The sequence below is a fragment of the Glutamicibacter creatinolyticus genome (assembly GCF_006094275.1).
In the GTDB taxonomy this organism is placed as follows: Bacteria; Actinomycetota; Actinomycetes; order Actinomycetales; family Micrococcaceae; genus Glutamicibacter; species Glutamicibacter creatinolyticus.
In genome coordinates, this window is record NZ_CP034412.1 from 1049475 (window position 1) to 1072326 (window position 22852).

Annotated in this window: 14 protein-coding genes and 3 rRNA genes; 15 read left to right on the plus strand and 2 right to left on the minus strand. The window is 64.4% G+C overall.

The genetic code is table 11. The features are described 5' to 3' along the window. Positions 1-172: 172 nt before the first annotated feature. A complete protein-coding gene (locus tag GcLGCM259_RS04825; protein ID WP_138925924.1) occupies positions 173-583 on the minus strand; it encodes an ankyrin repeat domain-containing protein in 411 nt (136 codons plus the stop codon). Positions 584-772: 189 nt separating this feature from the next. Here GcLGCM259_RS04825 and argH point away from each other — a divergent pair, with 189 nt between their 5' ends. The 8 genes from argH (at position 773) to rrf (ending at position 13092) form a co-directional block, all read left to right on the plus strand. Beyond that, a complete protein-coding gene (gene argH, locus GcLGCM259_RS04830; RefSeq protein WP_138925925.1) occupies positions 773-2191 on the plus strand; it encodes an argininosuccinate lyase in 1419 nt (472 codons plus the stop codon). Positions 2192-2327: 136 nt separating this feature from the next. Beyond that, entirely contained in the window at positions 2328-3068 is a 741-nt protein-coding gene (locus GcLGCM259_RS04835; protein WP_138925926.1) for a maleylpyruvate isomerase family mycothiol-dependent enzyme, read from the plus strand. A 151-nt stretch (positions 3069-3219) separates the two neighbouring features. Continuing rightward, the gene (locus GcLGCM259_RS04840; RefSeq protein ID WP_246049779.1) at positions 3220-3753 is read left to right on the plus strand and encodes an adenine phosphoribosyltransferase; all 534 of its coding nucleotides are present in this window, start codon (positions 3220-3222) and stop codon (positions 3751-3753) included. A gap of 106 nt (positions 3754-3859) precedes the next feature. Beyond that, positions 3860-6166: a HelD family protein gene (locus tag GcLGCM259_RS04845; protein ID WP_246049780.1), complete on the plus strand. Its 2307-nt coding sequence runs from the start codon at positions 3860-3862 to the stop codon at positions 6164-6166. Positions 6167-6294: 128 nt separating this feature from the next. Then, entirely contained in the window at positions 6295-7605 is a 1311-nt protein-coding gene (tyrS, locus tag GcLGCM259_RS04850; RefSeq protein ID WP_138925927.1) for a tyrosine--tRNA ligase, read from the plus strand. A 426-nt stretch (positions 7606-8031) separates the two neighbouring features. After that, positions 8032-9568 (plus strand): 16S ribosomal RNA (locus tag GcLGCM259_RS04855). A 260-nt stretch (positions 9569-9828) separates the two neighbouring features. Next, positions 9829-12966, plus strand: a 23S ribosomal RNA gene (locus tag GcLGCM259_RS04860). Positions 12967-12974: 8 nt separating this feature from the next. Continuing rightward, positions 12975-13092: ribosomal RNA gene (rrf, locus tag GcLGCM259_RS04865) — 5S ribosomal RNA — on the plus strand. Together the 16S, 23S and 5S rRNA genes form the textbook arrangement of a ribosomal RNA operon. Positions 13093-13230: 138 nt before the next feature. Here the strand turns inward: rrf and GcLGCM259_RS15240 are convergent. Further along, positions 13231-14715, minus strand: coding sequence for a hypothetical protein (locus GcLGCM259_RS15240; protein WP_175419328.1), 1485 nt, complete (start codon positions 14713-14715; stop codon positions 13231-13233). Positions 14716-14805: 90 nt separating this feature from the next. Here GcLGCM259_RS15240 and GcLGCM259_RS15245 point away from each other — a divergent pair, with 90 nt between their 5' ends. The 7 genes from GcLGCM259_RS15245 to GcLGCM259_RS04900 all read left to right on the plus strand — a co-directional run bounded on the left by GcLGCM259_RS15245 (position 14806) and on the right by GcLGCM259_RS04900 (position 22754). Beyond that, a complete protein-coding gene (locus GcLGCM259_RS15245; RefSeq protein WP_175419329.1) occupies positions 14806-15708 on the plus strand; it encodes a hypothetical protein in 903 nt (300 codons plus the stop codon). Positions 15709-15739: 31 nt separating this feature from the next. Beyond that, on the plus strand, positions 15740-16750 hold the full coding sequence (locus GcLGCM259_RS04875; protein WP_138178437.1) for an HAD-IIA family hydrolase: 1011 nt from the start codon (positions 15740-15742) through the stop codon (positions 16748-16750). A 3-nt stretch (positions 16751-16753) separates the two neighbouring features. Then, on the plus strand, positions 16754-16942 hold the full coding sequence (locus tag GcLGCM259_RS04880) for a hypothetical protein (protein ID WP_138178438.1): 189 nt from the start codon (positions 16754-16756) through the stop codon (positions 16940-16942). Continuing rightward, positions 16939-17733 (plus strand): TlyA family RNA methyltransferase, encoded by a 795-nt coding sequence (locus GcLGCM259_RS04885; protein WP_138925928.1) that lies wholly within the window; start codon positions 16939-16941, stop codon positions 17731-17733. The genes GcLGCM259_RS04880 and GcLGCM259_RS04885 overlap by 4 nt, the downstream gene beginning before the upstream one ends. 100 nt (positions 17734-17833) lie before the next feature. Beyond that, positions 17834-18874 carry an NAD kinase gene (locus tag GcLGCM259_RS04890; protein WP_138178460.1) on the plus strand — a complete coding sequence of 347 codons (1041 nt, stop codon included), beginning with the start codon at positions 17834-17836 and terminating at the stop codon, positions 18872-18874. Between the two features lie 349 nt (positions 18875-19223). After that, positions 19224-20984 (plus strand): DNA repair protein RecN, encoded by a 1761-nt coding sequence (recN, locus tag GcLGCM259_RS04895; protein WP_138925929.1) that lies wholly within the window; start codon positions 19224-19226, stop codon positions 20982-20984. Between the two features lie 87 nt (positions 20985-21071). Beyond that, positions 21072-22754, plus strand: coding sequence for a CTP synthase (locus GcLGCM259_RS04900; RefSeq protein ID WP_138925930.1), 1683 nt, complete (start codon positions 21072-21074; stop codon positions 22752-22754). Positions 22755-22852 lie beyond the last annotated feature (98 nt).

Consider the following 22852-nt stretch of genomic DNA (forward strand, 5'->3'; position numbering starts at 1 on the left):
GGTCGTACCTCCAAGAATCTCCGTGTTCCTCTATGTGTAAGATCACCTTACGCGGCGGCTATGGGCAGTGGAAGGGTTTTGCGGGTAACTACAGGCAAAAGTATGCCCCCACCACAGTCAATCTGTGCTGGGGGCGAACTTTCTGGGAAGCTCAGCGAGGCGCTAGGACGGCCTATAGGTACTCTTCGATGATGGCGCGGAACTGGGGAAGATCGAACATCTCGGTCACGGCCAACGCATTTTGCGGCCCGAGCTTCGGGTCGGCGCCCGCCTCCAGCAGCATGCGGGTGGACTCCTCGTCCTGCTTGAACACCGCGCAGGTAAGCGCGCTTTGTCCGCGTGCGTTGAGCTGGTCCAGCTCTGCTCCGCGCTCAATCAACGCCTTCACGACTTCGGGCTGTGAATTGTAGGCAGCCAGGATCAGCAGGGAGTCGCCCTTGCCGTCGGTCAGGTTTACCGGAATCCCCTGATCAATCACCGAGCTGAGCATCTGAACCTTGCCCTGCCGGGCCATGTCCAGCACCTGGTTCAGGAATTCTATTTGCTCATTGGAAAGTTCCGGCTGTCGTGGGGTATCAGTCATGGTTTTAGTCTAACGAGCCTTGGGACTTGGGACGAGGATGTGTCGCTCGCTCGTCGACACTGCCTCTGCGGGATAGAGCAGTCCAGATTGAATATTTATGAGCTTCTATGCATAAACTTTGTTAGAGTGTTCAACAGTGAATATAAAGCTTGCGGTCCACCACGTGGTGTCTGCTGAAAGGAACTAGGCATGAGCTCTTCAACCAACGAAGGTTCGCTATGGGGCGGCCGCTTCTCCGGCGGCCCAGCAGAAGCCATGGCGGCGCTGAGCAAGTCCACGCACTTCGACTGGCGTCTGGCCAGCTACGATATCGCCGGTTCACGCGCCCACGCCAAGGTCCTGCATCGTTCGAACCTGCTCACCGACGACGAACTTTCCGGGATGCTGGCCGCGCTGGACCAGCTGGAGGAGGACGTCAAGACCGAGCGCTACGTGGCCGCCGAGTCGGATGAAGACGTCCACGGTTCGCTGGAGCGCGGCCTGCTCGAGCGGGCGGGCGCCGGGCTGGGCGGGAAGCTGCGCGCCGGCCGTTCCCGCAACGACCAGATCGCCACCCTGGGTCGGATGTTCCTGCGCGATCATGCGCGCATCATCGCCAAGGGCCTGATCGAGACGATGGACGCGCTCGTCGCCCAAGCCAAGGCCCACCCCTACGCGCCCATGCCGGGGCGCACCCACCTGCAGCACGCCCAGCCGATCCTGCTCTCGCATCTGCTGCTTGCCTACGCCTGGCCGATGCTGCGCGACGTGCAGCGGTTTGTGGACTGGGACAAGCGCGCCGCGGTCTCACCGTATGGATCCGGTGCCCTGGCCGGCCAGACCCTGGGGTTGGATCCGAACTTCGTCGCCGCCGAACTCGGCTTTGATTCGGCCGTGCACAACTCGATCGACGGAACCGCGGCACGTGACGTCTTCGCCGAGTTCGCCTGGATTACGGCCATGATCGGCGTGGATCTTTCGCGCATCAGCGAGGAAGTGATCCTGTGGGCCACCAAGGAGTTCTCGTTCGTGACCCTGCACGATGCGTTCTCCACCGGCTCCTCGATCATGCCGCAGAAGAAGAACCCGGACATCGCCGAGCTGGCCCGCGGCAAGGCCGGGCGCCTGATCGGGGACCTGACCGGGCTGCTGGCCACCCTGAAGGCCCTGCCGCTGGCGTACAACCGTGACCTGCAGGAGGACAAGGAGCCGGTGTTCGACGCCGCCGACACCCTGGAGCTGCTGCTGCCGGCGGTGGCCGGGATGATCGCCACCTTGAGCTTCAACACCGAGCGGATGGCCGAGCTGGCCCCGCAGGGGTTCGCGCTGGCCACCGACATCGCCGAATGGCTGGTGCGCCAGGGCGTGCCGTTCCGCGACGCCCACGAACTGTCCGGGGCGGCGGTGAAGCTGGCCGAGTCGCGCGGCGTGGAGCTGTGGGACCTGAGCGATGAGGACTACGCCTCGATCTCCGAGCACCTGACTCCGGCGGTGCGTGAGGTGCTGTCCACTGCGGGTTCGCTGAACGCGCGCAACGGACAGGGCGGGACCGCTCCGAGCGCCGTGCAGGCCCAGCTGGAGGAGTTCGAACGCCAGTTGCAGGACGTGCGCACCTGGGCCGGGAGCTGATCGCGCACCTGCCGCCTCCCGCCGCGCTTTGACCGCAGCCCGCCGCCCCCTCCACGGGTGCCGGCGGGCTGTGGTGTTTGTGGGCATCGCAGGTGGTGCTGGTGGTTTTCCCGGTGCAGCCGATACAGTGTGGAGCATGACACAGCATTTGTCGCCCGAGGAACTGATCACTGAGGTCACCCGGGCATTGGATGAGCTCCAGGCCCAGTTGCGCGCACTTCCCGACGAGGATTTCGCCAAGCCCAGTTCGCTGCCGGACTGGACGGTGTCCCAGCTGGTCGCGCACCTGCATTCCTTCGCCCGCGCCGCGATCCGCCAGTTCGCCAACGCCGGCAGCGCCAACCCGCCGGAGATGTACGACGGGGGCATGGCCGGGCGCGTGGAGGCGATCAACATGGCCGCGCTGATGCGCCCGGACTCGCTGCGCCCGCTGGCCCTGGATTCGCTCGACGAGCTGCGCGCCGTGCTGCCCGGCACCGTGCAGAAGTGGGAGGAAAACGTCGGGTACCGCCCCGGGGCGACCGTGGCCGACATGATGCACGCCACCTGGCGGGAAATGCTGATCCACGCAACCGACCTGGACGAATTCAAGCGTCCGGCCGCCAGTTGGCCGCGCAGCTTCAGTGAGCACCTGATCCGTGCGCTGCAGCCGCGCGTGGCCGAGACCGACCGGATCGTGTTGCAGCCCCACGGCAAGGAGCCGATCGTGCTGGGGGAGGGGGCGCACTCCTACGTGCTGACCGGAACCGACTTCGACCTGGCCGCCTGGCTGGCCGGACGACCGCCGCAGGGCGTGGTGCAGGCCTCCTCCGACGCCGAGCTCTCGGACTTCCCGACGCTGCTGCCCTGGCCCTCGGGGCAGCTGCTGCCTCGCTGAGACCGGCTGATTCACGGCCCCGCTGAACCACCTCCCGCCCCGTGTTTTCCGCCCTGCAGGGGCCGGAAACGCGGGGCGTTGTGCTGCACCGGTACCCGCCCCGGCTGGGCGGGGTGCCGCGGGAGCTGCCGGGACGGCCTAAAATTGACGGGTGACGAATAACGAAAGCATCAGTGACCTGTTGGACCGCCTCTGCGCGATAGTGCCCGATTACCCGCAACCGGGGGTGTCCTTCAAGGACCTGACCCCGGTGTTCGCCGACCCGCATGGGCTGCGCCGGATCGTCGACGAGTTGACCTCCCGCTTCGCCGGGCAGTTCGACATCGTTGCCGGGCTGGAGGCCCGCGGGTTCGTGCTGGCCGCGGCCGCCGCCTACGCCACCGGCACCGGCATGCTCACCATCCGCAAGGCCGGCAAGCTGCCCCGGCCCACCTACCGCGACGACTACACCCTGGAGTACGGGTCGGGGTCCCTGGAGATCCACCGCGACGAAGTCCGCCCCGGCACCCGCGTGCTGATCCTGGACGACGTGCTGGCCACCGGCGGCACCGTGGGCTCCGCGGCCCGGCTGATCGAACGCACCGGTGCGACGGTGGCCGGGATCGGCGTGGTGCTGGAACTGGATGAGCTGAAGGGCCGCCAGCAGCTGAGCGGATACAACGTGCACAGCCTGCAGCTGGTCTGATCCGCGCGCCCGAATCCGCCGCCGGTGAACGTGTCGCCGGTTGCGTCACATCATTGCCCGTTGCCGGGGTGCGGCGGCGTAGAATGGTCTGTCTTGATTTTGCAGTGTGAGGGGAGCACCAGTGGCCGGGACGATCGACAAGGATCTGATCGACGAATCGCAGTACGTGGCACGGCTGTATGCGCGGCTCGATGAGCTGCGGGCGGAGAAGATCGAACAGCTGGAGCGCACCCGGGCCACCGGGGCGGTGGGCAGCTTCCAGAACCAGTCCGAACGCGACTCCTTCGCCACCCTCTACGAGGACCGGATCGCCCAGCTGGAGGCCGTGGAGGACCGGCTGGTCTTTGGCCGGCTGGACATGGACGGGCGGATCGCCGCGGACCCCGAATCGGCCGGCAGCCCGCGCTACATCGGACGCATCGGCATCACCGACGAGGACCTGAACCGGCTGATGGTGGACTGGCGGGCCGCGGAGGCCGCCCCGTTCTACCAGGCCACCGCGCTGCAGCCGCTGGGGGTGCGCCGCCGCCGCCACCTGATCCTCAAGGGCCGCACCGTGGCCGGGGTGGAGGATGACGTGCTGGACCCGTCCTGGCTGGACGAGGGGCATTCGCACCGCGGCGAGGGGGCGCTGATGGCGGCGCTGCGCGAGAAGCGCACCGGGCGGATGGGTGACATCGTGGGCACCATCCAGGCCGAGCAGGACGCGATCATCCGCTCCGAGCTGGCCGGGGCGATCGTGGTGCAGGGCGGGCCGGGCACCGGCAAGACCGCTGTGGCGCTGCACCGCGCCGCCTACCTGCTCTACGAGTACCGGGAGCGGCTGAAGAACGCCGGGGTGCTGATCGTGGGCCCCTCCACCTCCTTCATGCGCTACATCGAACGCGTGCTGCCCTCCCTGGGGGAGACCGGCGTGGTGATGGCCAGCGTCGGGGAACTGTACGCCGGGGTGCCCACGGTGCCGGAGCTGAACCGCACCACCGCCCGGGTCAAGGGCGAGCTGTCGATGGCCAGGGTGATCGCCCAGGCGGTGCGCAACCGCCAGCGGCTGCTGCCCGAGGACCGCACCGTGGTGGTCGAGGGCACCCGGCTGACCCTGACCCGCAAGATGGTGCGCAACGCCCGGGACCGGGCCCGGCATTCGCGCCGGCCGCACAACCAGGCCCGCGAGACCTTTGTGAAGGTCCTCGTCGAGGAGCTGGCCGAACAGATGAAGCGGGTGCTGGAGGAGTCGGCCGGGCAGATCAGCGCGGCGGACCGCAGCTACCTGCCGCAGGAGGTGCGCGACTCGCACGACGTGCGCGTGGCGCTGAACCTGTGCTGGATGCCGATGACCCCGCAGCGCCTGCTCTCCGAGTTGTTCGCCAAGCCCTACCTGCTGGAGGCCGCCGCCCCGCACCTGGACGCCGCCGAGCGCGCCGCGCTCTACCGTCCGGCCGGTTCGCCGTTCACCGAGGCCGACGTGCCGCTGCTGGATGAGGCCGCGGAACTGCTCGGGGAGTTCACCGACCCGCGCGACACCCCCGACGCCGCCCAGTTCGACCGGGACGTGGAGAACGCGAAGGCCGCCTTGGCGAACATGGACGTGATGCTCAAGAACGCGGGGATCGACGGGATTGTCACCGCCGAACAGGTTGCCGGGCTGAACCAGGAGACCGGGGCGCGGATGACCGCCGCCGAACGCGCGGTCGCGGACCGCACCTGGGCGTACGGGCACATCGTGGTCGACGAGGCCCAGGAGCTCTCCCCGATGCAGTGGCGCCTGCTGATGCGCCGCTGCCCGATGAAGTCCTTCACGATCGTGGGGGACATCGCCCAGACCTCGGCGGCCTCCGGGGCGCTGAGCTGGGGGGAGGCGCTGGAGCCGTTCTTGGGGCAGCGCTTCCGGCTGGAGGAGCTGACGGTGAACTACCGCACCCCGGCGCAGATCGCGGACGCGGCCACCGCCGTCGCCCAGGCTGCCGGGCTGCGCATCACCACCCCGCAGGCGGTGCGCGAGGGGGACTGGCCACCGCTGTTCACCCACACCGATGCCGAAAACCTGCTGCCGCAGCTGCTGCGCATCCTGCCAGGGGAGCTGGAGTACTCCCAGGGCGGGCTGCAGGCGGTCATCGTCCCGCAGGAGAAGGTCGCCCAGTACCGTGCGGCGCTGGCCGAGGTGTACGGCCAGCGGGTCGGCTCCGGTTCCGGGGGCATGGTGCAGAACATCGTGGTGATTTCCGCCCGTGAATCCAAGGGCCTGGAGTTCGACGGGGTGCTGATCGTGGAACCGGCCGCGCTGATCAGCGAGGTCGACGGCGGGGTGGGGGACCTGTATGTGGCCATGACCCGCACCACCCAGCGCCTGCACGTGCTCTACAGCCAGGAGTTGCCCGCCGGGCTGGACACCGCCGCCGCCGCGGCCGTGAACTGACCCGCGCTTCGGCATGGGGATGCGCAGCGGGAGCACGTTGCGCATCCCACGTCCGGGTTCCGGCGCAATCTGGGCGGATCAACTGAGCACCACGCCCGGATTTTGCTAACGTTGGGGTTGTGTCTGAAATGAAGCAGAATCCCGCCCTCGCGGGACAACGTATTGATCCGTCGTTCGATAACATCTGGCAGGAACTGAAGTGGCGCGGGCTGGTCCACGTCTCCACCGATGACGCCGCGCTGGAAGAAGCGCTTGCCAACGAGACGGTCACATACTATTGCGGCTTCGACCCGACCGCGGCGTCCCTGCACCTGGGCCACCTGGTGCAGCTGCTGAACATGCGCCGCCTGCAGTTGGCCGGCCACAAGCCGCTGGCGCTGGTGGGCGGTTCCACCGGGTTGATCGGCGATCCCCGCCAGAGCGCCGAACGCGTACTGAACACCCGGGAGACCGTGGCCGAATGGGTTGCCAGCCTGCAGTCCCAGGTCTCGCGCTACCTCTCCTTTGAGGGGGAGAACGCGGTGCGACTGGTCAACAACCTGGACTGGACGCAGAACGTCAGCGCCCTGGACTTCCTGCGCGACATCGGCAAGTACTTCCGGGTGGGCACCATGATCAAGAAGGAAATCGTCGCCGCCCGCCTGAACTCCGATGAGGGCATCAGCTACACCGAGTTCAGCTACCAGGTCCTGCAGGGCTTCGACTTCCTGGAGCTGCACCGCCAGTACGGCTGCACCCTGCAGACCGGCGGCTCGGACCAGTGGGGCAACCTGACCAGTGGCACCGAGCTGATCCGCAAGGTCGAGGGCAAGCACGTCCACGCCTTCGGCACCCCGCTGATCACCAACTCCGACGGCACGAAGTTCGGCAAGTCCGAGGGCAATGCCATCTGGTTGGATCCGGAAATGTGCAGCCCGTACACCTTCTACCAGTTCTGGCTGAACACCGCGGACGCCGATGTGATCGACCGGCTGAAGGTCTTCACCTTCCTCACGCGTGCCGAGATTGAGGAAATGGCGACCGAGGTGGCCGAGCGCCCGCACCAGCGCAAGGCACAGCGCACCCTGGCCTGGCTGGTCACCAGCCTGGTCCACGGCGAGGACGCGACCGAGAAGGTCATCGCCGCCTCGGCCGCGGTCTTCGGCAACGGCGAATTGGGCGAGATCGATCTGCCGACGCTGCAGGCGGTCATCGCCGAGCTGCCCTCGGCCAAGATCAAGGCCGATGAGCTGGGCATCCTCAACGTGCTGCAGACCAGCGGGCTGAGCAAGAGCCAGTCCGAGGCCCGCCGCACCGTTGGGGAAGGCGGCGCCTACGTGAACAACCACAAGGTCCAGGGGATCGACTCGGAACTTAGCGTTGATGACTTCCTGCACCAGCGCTACGCGATCATCCGCCGAGGCAAGAAGAACATGGCAGTCCTGGAGCTGGAGGGCTAACCACCCGCCCCGCAGGAGCATTTCAGGGAAACCGTCGAGAAAGTCTGTGAAGCACAGCACTTTCTCGGCGGTTTTCTGCGTCTACGCCCCCAGAGCGCCTGATTTTCCCCGGCATTCCGGGGTTTTTGTTGCACAAGCCCTCGATTTGCGTGTGTGGTGGAACCTGCGTATAGTTTTTATCTGTTGCCAGCGGGAAACACACACCGGAAACGGGATGTTTACCCTGGAGCTGTTGTTGTTTGAGAACTCAATAGTGTGCCAAGTTTGTTGATACCAAATTATTTTTGTTTGGTGAATACGAAACATTTATTTGCTTGATTGCCCGCACCCCCGTGTGTGGTGGTTGAGTGTTTTTTATTCGCCGGGATTGCATCACTTGGCCACCGTGTGGTCCGTGTGGTGGTTGGTGGTGTGCTTTTCTTGTTTTTTATGGAGAGTTTGATCCTGGCTCAGGATGAACGCTGGCGGCGTGCTTAACACATGCAAGTCGAACGATGATGCTGGTGCTTGCACTGGTGGATTAGTGGCGAACGGGTGAGTAACACGTGAGTAACCTGCCCCTGACTTCGGGATAAGCCCGGGAAACTGGGTCTAATACCGGATATGACTTCCTGCTGCATGGCAGGGGGTGGAAAGATTTATCGGTTGGGGATGGACTCGCGGCCTATCAGCTTGTTGGTGAGGTAATGGCTCACCAAGGCGACGACGGGTAGCCGGCCTGAGAGGGTGACCGGCCACACTGGGACTGAGACACGGCCCAGACTCCTACGGGAGGCAGCAGTGGGGAATATTGCACAATGGGCGAAAGCCTGATGCAGCGACGCCGCGTGAGGGATGACGGCCTTCGGGTTGTAAACCTCTTTCAGTAGGGAAGAAGCCCCTTTTGGGGGTGACGGTACTTGCAGAAGAAGCGCCGGCTAACTACGTGCCAGCAGCCGCGGTAATACGTAGGGCGCAAGCGTTATCCGGAATTATTGGGCGTAAAGAGCTCGTAGGCGGTTTGTCGCGTCTGCCGTGAAAGTCCGAGGCTCAACCTCGGATCTGCGGTGGGTACGGGCAGACTAGAGTGATGTAGGGGAGACTGGAATTCCTGGTGTAGCGGTGAAATGCGCAGATATCAGGAGGAACACCGATGGCGAAGGCAGGTCTCTGGGCATTTACTGACGCTGAGGAGCGAAAGCATGGGGAGCGAACAGGATTAGATACCCTGGTAGTCCATGCCGTAAACGTTGGGCACTAGGTGTGGGGGACATTCCACGTTTTCCGCGCCGTAGCTAACGCATTAAGTGCCCCGCCTGGGGAGTACGGCCGCAAGGCTAAAACTCAAAGGAATTGACGGGGGCCCGCACAAGCGGCGGAGCATGCGGATTAATTCGATGCAACGCGAAGAACCTTACCAAGGCTTGACATGTTCCAGACCGGGCCAGAGATGGTCTTTCCCCTTTTGGGGCTGGTTCACAGGTGGTGCATGGTTGTCGTCAGCTCGTGTCGTGAGATGTTGGGTTAAGTCCCGCAACGAGCGCAACCCTCGTTCCATGTTGCCAGCGGGTTATGCCGGGGACTCATGGGAGACTGCCGGGGTCAACTCGGAGGAAGGTGGGGATGACGTCAAATCATCATGCCCCTTATGTCTTGGGCTTCACGCATGCTACAATGGCCGGTACAATGGGTTGCGATACTGTGAGGTGGAGCTAATCCCTAAAAGCCGGTCTCAGTTCGGATTGGGGTCTGCAACTCGACCCCATGAAGTCGGAGTCGCTAGTAATCGCAGATCAGCAACGCTGCGGTGAATACGTTCCCGGGCCTTGTACACACCGCCCGTCAAGTCACGAAAGTTGGTAACACCCGAAGCCGATGGCCTAACCACCTTGTGTGGGGGGAGTCGTCGAAGGTGGGACTGGCGATTGGGACTAAGTCGTAACAAGGTAGCCGTACCGGAAGGTGCGGCTGGATCACCTCCTTTCTAAGGAGCTAACCATTATTGGTTGCCCGTTGCCGCCACGAGTGTTGGTGGGCGGGTTGCTCATGGGTGGAATATCAATGAACTCTGGCGGCTGGTGTGTGGGTGTGTGGTGTGGGGGTGTGGGGTTGTTGTTTGGGAACTGTATAGTGAACGCGAGCATCTTGAAATGACAGGTGCCTGCCGCATTTTGTGTGTGTGGGTGTTTGTTGTTTTGTGATTTTGTTGATTGTTTTGTTGCTCATGTATTTGAGTTGTTTGTGTTGAAAGTTTTTAAGGGCGCACGGTGGATGCCTTGGCATCAGGAGCCGATGAAGGACGTGGGAATCTGCGATAAGCCTGGTGGAGTCGATAACCGGACGTTGAGGCCAGGATTTCCGAATGGGGAAACCCGGCACCATGTTATGTGGTGTGACCCGTGGCTGAATGTATAGGCCATGTGGGGGGAACGCGGGGAAGTGAAACATCTCAGTACCCGCAGGAAAAGAAAACAATAGTGATTCCGTTAGTAGTGGCGAGCGAACGCGGATGGGGCTAAACCGGTAGGTGTGTGATAGCGGATAGGCGTTGCATCTTCGGGGTTGTGGGGTCCATATGTGCCAGTTCTATTCGGCTGGCGGGATGAGGTGCAGGCGTATAGGTGAATCGGTTGGAATGCCGGACCAGAGAGGGTGATAGTCCCGTAGTTATCATGCGTGCTGCCGTCCTAGTGTGGGTGCCCGAGTAGCACGGGGCTCGAGGAATCCCGTGTGAATCTGCCAGGACCACCTGGTAAGCCTGAATACTACCTGATGACCGATAGTGAATCAGTACCGTGAGGGAATGGTGAAAAGTACCCCGGGAGGGGAGTGAAATAGTACCTGAAACCGTGTGCTTACAAACCGTTAGAGCAGGGCTTTGTGTTCTGTGATGGCGTGCCTTTTGAAGAATGAGCCTGCGAGTTAGTGCTGTGTCGCGAGGTTAACCCGTGTGGGGTAGTCGTAGCGAAAGCGAGTCTGAATAGGGCGTTTGAGTGGCACGGTCTAGACCCGAAGCGAAGTGATCTACCCATGGCCAGGTTGAAGCGCGTGTAAGAGCGTGTGGAGGACCGAACCCACTTCAGTTGAAAATGGAGGGGATGAGCTGTGGGTAGGGGTGAAAGGCCAATCAAACTTCGTGATAGCTGGTTCTCCCCGAAATGCATTTAGGTGCAGCGTTGCGTGTTTCTTACTGGAGGTAGAGCTACTGGATAGGCGATGGGCCCTACAAGGTTACTGACCTTAGCCAAACTCCGAATGCCGGTAAGTTAGAGCGCAGCAGTGAGACTGTGGGGGATAAGCTTCATAGTCGAGAGGGAAACAGCCCAGAACGCCAACTAAGGCCCCTAAGCGTGTGCTAAGTGGAAAAGGATGTGGAGTTGCTGTGACAACCAGGAGGTTGGCTTAGAAGCAGCCACCCTTGAAAGAGTGCGTAATAGCTCACTGGTCAAGTGATTCCGCGCCGATAATGTAGCGGGGCTCAAGCACACCGCCGAAGTTGCGTCATTCAAACATGTCATTGGCTTTTGTGGTCCAGTGGTTTGGATGGGTAGGGGAGCGTCGTGTGGCCGGTGAAGTCGCGGTGGAAACCAGCGGTGGAGGCTACGCGAGTGAGAATGCAGGCATGAGTAGCGAATGACGGGTGAGAAACCCGTCCGCCGAATGATCAAGGGTTCCAGGGTCAAGTTAATCTGCCCTGGGTTAGTCGGGACCTAAGGCGAGGCCGACAGGCGTAGTCGATGGACAACGGGTTGATATTCCCGTACCGGCGAAGGACCGCCCATACTGAGCATCTGATGCTAACCACCTGCCGCCATGACGTGCTGCCTCCTTTGGGGGGTGGTTGTGGTTGGTGGCTGGGAACCGAGGGTGTGAGGTCAGCGTGTTAACAGGTGTGACGCAGGAAGGTAGCCGAGCCAGGCAATGGAATTGACCTGGTCCAAGGGTGTAGGGTGTTTCGTTGGCAAATCCGCGGAACGTGTGCCTGAGACCTGATAGGCGCCCACTTTGGTGGGTGATTCGGTGATCCTATGCTGCCTAGAAAAGCATCGGCGTGAGGTCCCAGTCCGCCCGTACCCTAAACCGACACAGGTGATCTGGTAGAGAATACCGAGGCGATCGAGAGAATCATGGTTAAGGAACTCGGCAAAATGCCCCCGTAACTTCGGAAGAAGGGGGGCCTGCCTCGTGAGGGAAACTTGCTTTCCTGAGCGGGTGTGGGCCGCAGAGACCAGGGGGAAGCGACTGTTTACTAAAAACACAGGTCCGTGCGAAGTCGCAAGACGATGTATACGGACTGACTCCTGCCCGGTGCTGGAAGGTTAAGAGGACCTGTTAGACCCCTTTGGGGTCGAAGCGGAGAATTTAAGCCCCAGTAAACGGCGGTGGTAACTATAACCATCCTAAGGTAGCGAAATTCCTTGTCGGGTAAGTTCCGACCTGCACGAATGGAGTAACGACTTCCCCGCTGTCTCAACCATGAACTCGGCGAAATTGCAGTACGAGTAAAGATGCTCGTTACGCGCAGCAGGACGGAAAGACCCCGAGACCTTTACTATAGTTTGGTATTGGTGTTCGGTGCAGCTTGTGTAGGATAGGTGGGAGACTGTGAAGCCTGGACGCTAGTTCGGGTGGAGTCATCGTTGAAATACCACTCTGGCTGTACCGGTCACCTAACTTCGGACCATGATCTGGTTCAGGGACAGTGCCTGATGGGTAGTTTAACTGGGGCGGTTGCCTCCTAAAGAGTAACGGAGGCGCCCAAAGGTTCCCTCAGCCTGGTTGGCAATCAGGTGTTGAGTGTAAGTGCACAAGGGAGCTTGACTGTGAGAGTGACAGCTCGAGCAGGGACGAAAGTCGGGACTAGTGATCCGGCGGCACCGTGTGGAAGGGCCGTCGCTCAACGGATAAAAGGTACCTCGGGGATAACAGGCTGATCTTGCCCAAGAGTCCATATCGACGGCATGGTTTGGCACCTCGATGTCGGCTCGTCGCATCCTGGGGCTGGAGTAGGTCCCAAGGGTTGGGCTGTTCGCCCATTAAAGCGGTACGCGAGCTGGGTTTAGAACGTCGTGAGACAGTTCGGTCCCTATCCGCTGCGCGCGTTGGAAATTTGAGAAGGGCTGTCCTTAGTACGAGAGGACCGGGACGGACGAACCTCTGGTGTGTCAGTTGTACTGCCAAGTGCATCGCTGATTAGCTACGTTTGGAAGGGATAACCGCTGAAAGCATCTAAGCGGGAAGCCTGCTTCGAGATGAGATTTCCATGCACTTTTTGTGTGAGAGGCCCCCAGCTAGACCACTGGGTTGATAGGCAGGATGTGGAAGCAAGGACTAAAGACTTGTGTAGCTGACCTGTACTAATAGGCCGATGACTTATCAACACACTATGTTACGGCGGTCATAGCGTGGGGGAAACGCCCGGTCCCATACCGAACCCCGGAAGCTAAGGCCCACTGCGCCGATGGTACTGCACTCGTGAGGGTGTGGGAGAGTAGGACACCGCCGGACTTAATTTGATGAAGGGTTTGAGGCTCTAACCAGTGATGGTTGGAGCCTCACCTGTTTAAGCCGTGGGGCTTTAGCCGTCCTCCACACCTACGACTGCACGATACGCATCCTGAGTGTCTGGCCACATTTCCCCCGCTTTCAAGCCACGGGCTTTTCACGTCGCCTAGACTTGAATGAGCGCGACGCCTGCAGCGTCGCAAAGATACTAAATAGTGAAGTGACTCGACGTGCGAGCACGAAGGTTGCGGTGTTGGAATAGGGCCGCTGAGAGGAAAACTTTTCATGTCTAACGAATCCCATCGCAACTCGGGCAACGACCGAGGAAATTTCCGAAACAATCATTCGGGACGAAACCAAGAGCATCGCGGCGGCTTCCGCCGTGATGGCGACCAGCGCAAGGACAACCGTCGAGGCGAAGACCGCCGTGACGGTTTCCGGCGAGACGATAGTGATCGCGGTGGCTACCGCGGACAGCGAGACTCTAATCGCGGAGACTTCCGCCGTAACGATGACAACCGCGGTGGTTACCGCGGCGATCGTGACCGCAACCGCGGGGATTTCCGCCGCAATGATGACAACCGTGGTGGCTTCCGCGGGGATCGTGACCGTTCTGATTTTCGTCGCGATAGCGACAAGCGCGACAATTTCCGCCGCAATGATGACAACCGTGGTGGCTTCCGCGGGGATCGTGACCGTTCTGATTTCCGCCGCAACGACGACAACCGCGGCGGTTACCGCGGGGACCGTGACCGCAGCCGCGGGGACTTCCGCCGTACCGACGAGAACCGTGGCGGTTTCGGCGGGGACCGCGATCGCAATCGTGGAGGGTTCCGGCGTAATGATGATAACCGCGGTGGTTATCGCGGGGACCGTGACCGTACTGACTTCCGCCGCAATGACGACAACCGTGGTGGCTTCCGTGGGGACCGTGAGCGTTCTGATTTCCGTCGTGATGGCGACAAGCGCGACAATTTTCGCCGCAATGATGACAACCGTGGTGGCTTCCGCGGGGATCGTGACCGTTCTGATTTCCGTCGCGATGGCGACAAGCGCGATAATTTCCGCCGCAATGACGACAAGCGCGGTGGCTTCCGCGGGGACCGTGAGCGTTCTGATTTCCGTCGCGATGACGACAAGCGCGGTGGCTTCCGCGGGGACCGTGAGCGTTCTGATTTCCGTCGCGATGACGACAAGCGCGGTGGCTTCCGCGGGGACCGTGAGCGTTCTGATTTCCGTCGCGATGACGACAAGCGCGGTGGCTTCCGCGGGGACCGTGAGCGTTCTGATTTCCGACGCGATGACGACAAGCGCGGTGGCTTCCGCGGGGACCGTGAGCGTTCTGATTTCCGTCGCGATGACGACAAGCGCGGTGGCTTCCGCGGGGACCGTGAGCGTTCTGATTTCCGTCGCGATGGCGATAAGCGCGATAATTTCCGCCGCATTGACGACAACCGTGGCGGCTTCCGCGGGGACCGTGAGCGTTCTGATTTCCGCCGCAACGACGAGAACCGTGGCCAGTTCCGCAAGGGTGACGAGCGCGGGCGGGAGACCTCCCGTGGCCGCTCCGAGGGTGGGGCGCCCAAGGGCAAATTCCAGGATGACGAGCGCGGCGTTCGCAAGCACAACCCCGGCGATCTGCGCATCTCCAACCGTCCGGACCGCACTGCCTCTCCGGACATCGACGAGGACGTGACGGGCAAGGAGCTGGATCGCGTGGCTCGCGCCCAGCTGCGCTACCTGGAGGAACGCAGCCAGAGCTGGGTTGCCAAGCACCTGGTCATGGCCGGACGTCTGCTTGAGGTCGATCCTGAGCTGGCCTATGAGCACACCCTGGCGGCTTCCCGCCGTGGCGGTCGCGTGGCCGTGGTGCGCGAGGCGGTGGGGATCGCCGCCTACCATGCTGGCAAGTATGCCGATGCCCTGCGCGAACTGCGCACCCACCGCCGGATCAGCGGCTCGGACTACAACCTGCCGCTGATTGCCGACTCGCTACGCGGTCTGGGCCGGGCGGAGAAGGCCATTGAAATGGCGCACGACGAGGAGTTCGCCGAGCTGGACACCGCGGTCAAGGTGGAGTTGCACATTGTGGCCGCCGGCGCCTACGCCGACCTGGGGAAGATGGACGCCGCGCTGGCCGAGCTGGAGGCGCTGCCGCAGCTGGACTTCAACCGTGCCTTCAAGTTCACCCCGCGCCTTTTCAGCGCCTACGCCGACCTGCTGCAGGAAGCCGGCCGGGCCGAAGAGGCCAAGCGCTGGCGCGCGCAGATCGCCGTGGCGGAGCGGGCGCTGGGCGTTGAGGAGGACAGCGACGATTCGTTCATCTACGACCTGGCCCCGGAAATGGATGAGGAAGAGGCCCATCCGCGGGCCAAGGACCTGATCGAGCCGGGCGCTGACGCAGAAGCCGAGGAAGCCGACTCCGATTCGGACGTCGTTGCCCAGATGGACGCTTCCAACGAGGATGACGAAACCGTGCAGGAGCACGCCGCGACCGGCATCGACGAGGAGGATGACCTGTCCGAGGTGTCCTTCGATGACGCGCAGGCCGAGGACGATGACGCGCAGGAACGCACCATCCACGCCGATGGGGACGAGAGTCCAGCGCAGGACAAGTAGCGCTTCAGCGCACTAGGAGGGAACTGGCCAGATGCTGATTTCGGGTTTTGACTCGGTCCTGTCCGACCTGGATGGGGTGGTGTACGCTGGGGCTGAGGCCGTGACCGGCGCCGTGGAGTCGCTGAACGCGTTGGCGGAGGTGGAGGTCCCGCTGGCCTTCATCACCAACAACGCGGGGCGCTCCCCAATGGCCGTGGCGGCACACCTGCGCCAGCTGGGCGTGAAGACGTCGGCGGAGCACGTATTCGGTTCGGCCGATGCCGGCGCGGAGTTGCTGGCCCAGAAACTGAACCCGGGCAGCAAGGTGCTGGTGGTCGGTTCCCCCTACCTGCGTGAGTGCGTGGCCGTGCGCGGCATGGAAGTGGTGGAGTCCCATCAGGACGAGCCGGCCGGAGTGATCCAGGGGTTCTACCCCGAGGTTTCGTGGACCGACCTGGCCGAGGCCAGCTATGCGATCGCCCGCGGGGCGACGTGGGTGGCCACCAACACGGATCTGACGATCCCGCGGTCCGAGGGCCTGGCCCCGGGCAACGGCTCGCTGGTCAACGCCGTGCAGGCGGCGGTGGACGCCGAGCCGGAGATCGCCGGCAAACCGCAGTCCTACCTGTTCACCCGTGCCGCGGAACGGCTGGATTCAACCAAGCCGCTGGTGGTCGGGGACCGGCTGGACACCGATATCCTGGGCGCCAACCGCGCCGGGTTCAGCAGCGCCCTGGTGCTCACCGGGGTCGATAGCCCGCGCAGCGCCCTGGCCGCCCCGGCCGATCAGCGCCCCACCTACCTGATCCGGTCGCTGGATGACTTTTACCGGCCCTACCCGACCACCCAGGTGCTGGGCTTCGGGGTACAGGTCGGGGAGGCGGTGGCCAGCGTGCGCGAGGACAAGATCGAGGTGACCGGCACCGAATCGGACCTGGATGGCTGGCGTGCGGCGTGCCACGCCTGGTGGCTGGCCCATCCGCGGCAGACTGGGTGTGTAGAACCGCAGATCCAATTCACCGCACGCGGGCTGGATGAACTGCACCGCGCCGCGCGGAGGTAAGAGATGAACCATCCGATGCCGACCCCCGGGCCCCTGGCCCGACCCGCCGCCGCCCAGGTGACTGAGCAGGTCGTGGAGGAACGCCTGGCCTCGCTGGCCTCCCTGGACATCGCCGAGCATGCGCGGGTCTATGAGCAGCTGCTGCATGATCTGCAGCAGGACCTGAACCGCACCGGGGGCGGGACGCAGTGAGCCGCCTGGACCAGGAGCTGGTCGCCCGTTCCCTGGCTCGATCCCGCACCGACGCCGCCCGGCTGATCGCCGAGGGGCGGGTGCTGCTGGACGGGCAGCCGGCCACGAAGGCCTCCAAGAAGGTCGATCCTTCCGCGACGCTGCAGCTGCTGCCCGGCCAGGGGGAGGAGTACGTCAGCCGGGCCGGGCACAAGCTGGCCGGGGCGCTGGAACACTACCCGGACATCGACCCGCGGGGCCTGCGCTGCCTGGACGCCGGGGCCTCCACCGGCGGGTTCACCGATGTGCTGCTGCGCCGCGGGGCCCGGCACGTGGTGGCCGTCGACGTCGGCCACGGTCAGCTGGTGGACCAGATCCGCTTTGACCAGCGGGTCAGCGTGCACGAGGGGCTGAACGTGCGTTACCTGGAGCCGGCGCAGATCGGGGGAGTTGTCGACCTGGTGGTGGCTGACTTGTCTTTTATTTCGCTGCGCCTGGTGATCCCGGCGCTGGCGCAGGCAACACGCCCGGGCGGGACCCTGTTGTTGATGGCCAAACCCCAGTTCGAGGTGGGCCGGGAGCACCTGGGCAAGTCCGGGGTGGTCACCTCCGCACGCCTGCGGCGCACCGCGGTGGAAAACGTGGTGGCCAGCGCGCGGGAAGCCGGACTTGAGCTGCAGGGGCTGGCGCGCAGCCCGCTGCCCGGGCAGGATGGGAACGTGGAGTTCTTCCTGCGCCTGGGCCGGCCCGACACCGGGCAGCCACAATCCCCGCCCGATGCGCGGATGTGGGAGCTGGTTGACTATTCTTGAACACAACGCGTCGAAGCGACGGGCTGGATCGGTGCGCACCTAGCCGCCGGTGCATCCTGCGCGCTTCCACCCCGAGAATTCGAGCCTGAGGGGGCATCCGATATTGCGCCGCATCCTAGTTTTCACCCACACGGGCCGTAAGGACGCGATCGCCGCGGCCATCGAAACCTCCCACCAGCTGGCCAATTCCGGCATCGTGCCGGTAATGCGCCGCCAGGACCAGCACGCGGTCATCGGCGCCAACGGGGACAACCAGGGCGAGGATGCGCTGCACGTGGAGATCCTGGGCGAGGACTGCCAGATGCAGGACATCGATCTGGGGGTGGTGCTTGGCGGCGACGGCTCGGTGCTGCACGCCGCGGAGCAGGTGCGGGAGGCCGACCTGCCGCTGGTGGGCGTGAACCTGGGCCACGTCGGCTTCCTGGCCGAAAGTGAACGCACCGAGCTGGCCAATTCGGTGGCCCAGCTTGCCGCCGGGCGCTACACCGTGGAGCAGCGCATGGCCATCGAGGTCAAGGTGTGGCTGGACAACGTGTGCCTGGCCGAGACCTGGGCGCTGAACGAGGCGGCGGTGGAGAAGGCCAACCGTGAGCGGATGGTCGAGGTCGTCATCGAGGTCGACGGCCGGCCGATCTCCACCTTCGGTTGTGACGGGGTGGTGATGGCCACCCCCACCGGCTCCACCGCCTACGCCTTTTCCGCCGGCGGTCCGGTGGTTTGGCCGGAGGTCGCGGCATTGATCATGGTGCCGATCAGCGCCCACGCCCTGTTCGCCAAGCCGCTGGTGATCTCCCCGGACTCGGTGATGGCGGTGGAGATGCTCACCCGCACCGACGCCGAGGCCGTGCTGTGGTGCGATGGCCGGCGCACCATTGACCTGCCGCCCGGGGCCCGGGTGGAAGTGACCCGCAGCGCCCAGCCGGTGAAGCTGGCCCGGCTGAACACCACCCCGTTCTCCGAACGCCTGGTCAACAAGTTCGAGCTGCCGATCCAGGGCTGGCGCGGACCGGCCCGCCCGTCGGAACGCCGCACCGCCACCACCGCGCTGCCGGTGGTCAAGCCCGAACTGCGCACCGTCGAGCCGCACAACAAGGACGAGCCGGGCATCCCGATGGTGGCCCGCGACGATCCGCGCCCCTGACATCCGGCCGTGCCCGCACGATGGCGGCGGGCGCCCCCCCAGATCGCCGTAATCCCCGTCCGGTATCCAGTGGGCTTGGGTCCACGCCGCGGCGGGGGATAGTGGGAGCCAGTTGCAGGAGCGGCCACCTCCCACCGGTGAACGCCGACAGCGGGCCGGGGGCCGGGGGCTGCGCGGCCACCAAGCTGACCCCAGCCCCGCGGGTCATCACCCCGCGGGCCACCAACGGGGTCTGCGCGCCGGGTTCGAACACGATGTTCGAACAAGAGGATTCGAATATGTGTACGATGGTGACGGTAATCTAACGCAAGAACATGAACGCATCAGCTCAATCGATCGGGAGTGCGCGATGATTCAGGAAATTTCGATCTCCAACCTCGGTGTCATCACCCAGGCCACCCTGCCGCTGGGTCCGGGCCTGACCGTGGTCACCGGCGAGACCGGTGCGGGCAAGACCATGGTGATTACCGCGCTCTCCCTGTTGCTGGGCCGCCGTGCCGACGCCGGGGCCGTGCGCACCGGGGCAAAGCACGCACTGGCCGAGGCCGTGGTGCACCTGGAGCCCGATCACCATGTGCTCGATGCTGCCGCCCAGGCCGGCGCATTCATTGAACCGGCCGGGGAGGGCGGGCAGCGCAGCGAGCTGCTGTTGAGCCGTTCCCTCTCCGCCCAGGGCCGTTCGCGCGCCACCGTGGGCGGGCGCAGCGCGCCGGTGGGCCTGCTGGCCGAGCTGGGCTCGGAGCTGGTGGCGGTGCACGGCCAGTCCGACCAGATCCGGTTGAAGGAGGCCGGCGCGCAGCGCGACGCCCTGGACCGCTTCGCCGGTGATGACTTTTCCCGCACCCTGGCCCGCTACCAGCGCAGCTACCGCCAGTGGCGCGAGGTCAGCCGTGAGCTGGCCAGCCTGAAGCAGGATTCGCGGGACCGGGTGCGGGAGGCGGAAAACCTGCGCCTGGCGCTGGAGGAGATCGACGGGATCGACCCGCAGTCGGGGGAGGATGAGCAGCTGCGCGAGGCCGCCACGAAGCTGGGCAACGTCGAATCGCTGCGCAACGCCGCCGTCCAGGCCCACGGCATCCTCGACAGCGAGGATTTTGAGACCCCGGGCATCAACTCGCTGGTGGAAAGCGCGCGCGGGGTGCTGGCCGCCGCCGGGGGAGACGACCCGGCCCTGCAGGGGTTTGCGGACCGCGCCGCGGAACTGGGCATCTTGGCCTCGGAGCTCTCCAGCGACATCTCGGCCTACCTGGCGGACCTGGACGAGGAGGGCCCCGAACGCCTGGCTCAGGTGGAGGCGCGGCGCGCGGAGCTGGGCAAGCTGCTGCGCAAATACGCCCCGAGCCTCGATGAGGTGCTGCAGTGGGCCGACGCCTCCCGGACCCGGCTGGAGGAGCTGGGCGGGGATGACACCCGCATCACGGAACTGCAGGAGCGCAGCACCAAGCTGGGCAATGAGGTTTCCTCGCTGGCCGCGGAGCTGACCCGGGCCCGCACCAAGGCCGCCAAGCTGCTGTCCAAGCGGGTCAGCCAGGAACTGACCGCGTTGGCAATGCCCGACGCGAAACTGGTCGTGCAGCTGGAGGCGCTGGAGGAGCCCGGGGCGTACGGGCAGGACTCCATCGCGATGCTGCTGGCCCCGCACGCCGGGGCCGCACCCCGCCCGCTGGGCAAGGGCGCCTCCGGCGGTGAGCTCTCCCGGGTGATGCTGGCGATCGAGGTGGTGCTCGCGGCCGTGGACCCGGTGCCGACCTTCGTGTTCGACGAGGTCGACCAGGGCGTGGGCGGCAAGGCCGCGGTGGCCATCGGCGAACGCCTGGCCATGCTGGCCCGCCACGTACAGGTCATCGTCGTCACCCACCTGCCCCAGGTGGCCGCCTATGCCGATCGCCACATCCGTGTGATCAAGAACTCCGATGCGACGGCGAACACCGGCAAGGGCTTCACCGCCTCGGACGTCGTGGCCCTGGATGAGGCCCAAAGGGTGCGGGAACTGGCGCGAATGCTGGCCGGGCAGGAGGAGTCGGACACCGCCCAGGCGCACGCGGAGGAGCTGTTGGGTGAGGCCCGGCAGCTGGTAGATTCGCTGTCGAAGGCGGCGGCCAAAGCCTAACCGCCGCCGCTGCGCCCCCGCCATCCGGGTGTGGCGATGGTGACAAGTGGATGGTCAGGTGCAGGATTGGTGATAGGATGAAATCCCGTGGTGCAGCGTAATACAACTCGTGATTCTCGGTCGTCTGAAACGACAAAGCATATCTTCGTCACCGGCGGTGTGGCCTCGTCCCTGGGTAAGGGACTGACGGCATCCAGCCTTGGACATCTCCTTCGGGCTCGTGGTCTTTCCGTGACCATGCAGAAGCTCGATCCGTACCTGAACGTCGATCCAGGTACCATGAACCCCTTCCAGCACGGCGAGGTCTTCGTGACCGACGACGGCGCCGAAACCGACCTGGACATCGGCCACTACGAGCGCTTCCTGGATGAGAACCTGCCCGGCAGCGCCAACGTGACCACCGGCCAGGTGTACTCCACCGTCCTGGAGCGTGAACGCCGCGGCGAATACCTGGGCGACACCGTACAGGTCATCCCGCACATCACCGATGAGATCAAGCGCCGCATGCGCCTTCCGGCCACCGAGCCGGGCGAGGGCAAGAGCGCGCCGGATGTGATCATCACCGAAATCGGCGGCACCGTGGGGGACATCGAATCCCAGCCGTTCCTGGAATCGGCCCGCCAGGTGCGCCAGGACATCGGACGCAAGAACGCGTTCTTCGTGCACGTTTCCCTGGTTCCGTACATCGGCCCCAGCCAGGAACTGAAGACCAAGCCGACCCAGCATTCGGTGGCGGCCCTGCGCTCCATCGGCATCCAGCCCGAGGCGCTGGTGATCCGCTCGGATCGCCAGATCCCGCAGGAGATGCGCGCCAAGCTGGGACGCACCTGCGACGTGGACACCGAGGCGGTCATCAACTGCCCTGACGCCCCGAGCATCTACGACATCCCCAAGGTCATCCACGCCCAGGGGCTGGACGCCTACATCGTGCAGACCCTGGACCTGAAGTTCCGTGACGTGGACTGGGATGACTGGGACCGCCTGCTGGATGTGGTGCACAACCCGGCCCACCACCTGGAGGTGGCGCTGGTGGGCAAGTACGTGGACCTGCCCGACGCCTACCTGTCGGTCACCGAGGCCCTGAAGGCCGGCGGCTTCGACAACAACGCCAAGGTCAACCTGCGTTGGGTCCCGGCCGATGACTGCGCCACCGAGGAAGGCGCCGCCAAGGCGCTGTCCGACGTCGACGCGATCTGCGTGCCCGGCGGCTTCGGCATCCGCGGCCTGGAAGGCAAGCTGGGCGCGCTGAAGTTCGCCCGCGAGAACCGCATCCCCACCCTGGGGCTGTGCCTGGGCCTGCAGTCGATGGTGATCGAGTACGCCCGCAACGTGGCCGGACTGGAGGACGCCTCCTCCACCGAGTTCGACCCGCAGACCACCATGCCGGTGATCGCCACCATGGCCGAGCAGAAGGACATCGTCGATGGCCGCGGCGACCTGGGCGGCACCATGCGCCTGGGCCTGTACCCGGCCAAGCTGGCCGAGGGCTCGGTGGTGGCCGCCACCTACGGCAAGAACGAGGTCTCCGAACGCCACCGCCACCGCTACGAGGTCAACAACGCCTACCGTGAGCAGCTGGAGGAAGCCGGCCTGGTCTTCTCCGGCACCTCCCCGGACGGCAAGCTGGTCGAGTATGTCGAGCTGCCGGCCGAGGTGCACCCGTACTACGTCTCCACTCAGGCGCACCCGGAGCTCTCCAGCCGCCCGACCCGCCCGCACGCACTGTTCAGCGGGCTGATCGCCGCCGCGCTGGCCCAGCGCGGGAACTAGCACCAACCCCGGCACCCCCGGGCAGAGCCAACCAAGGGCCGGTACCGCTGCATGAACTTGCCGCGGTACCGGCCCTTGGGCTTACACTGCGAACAACA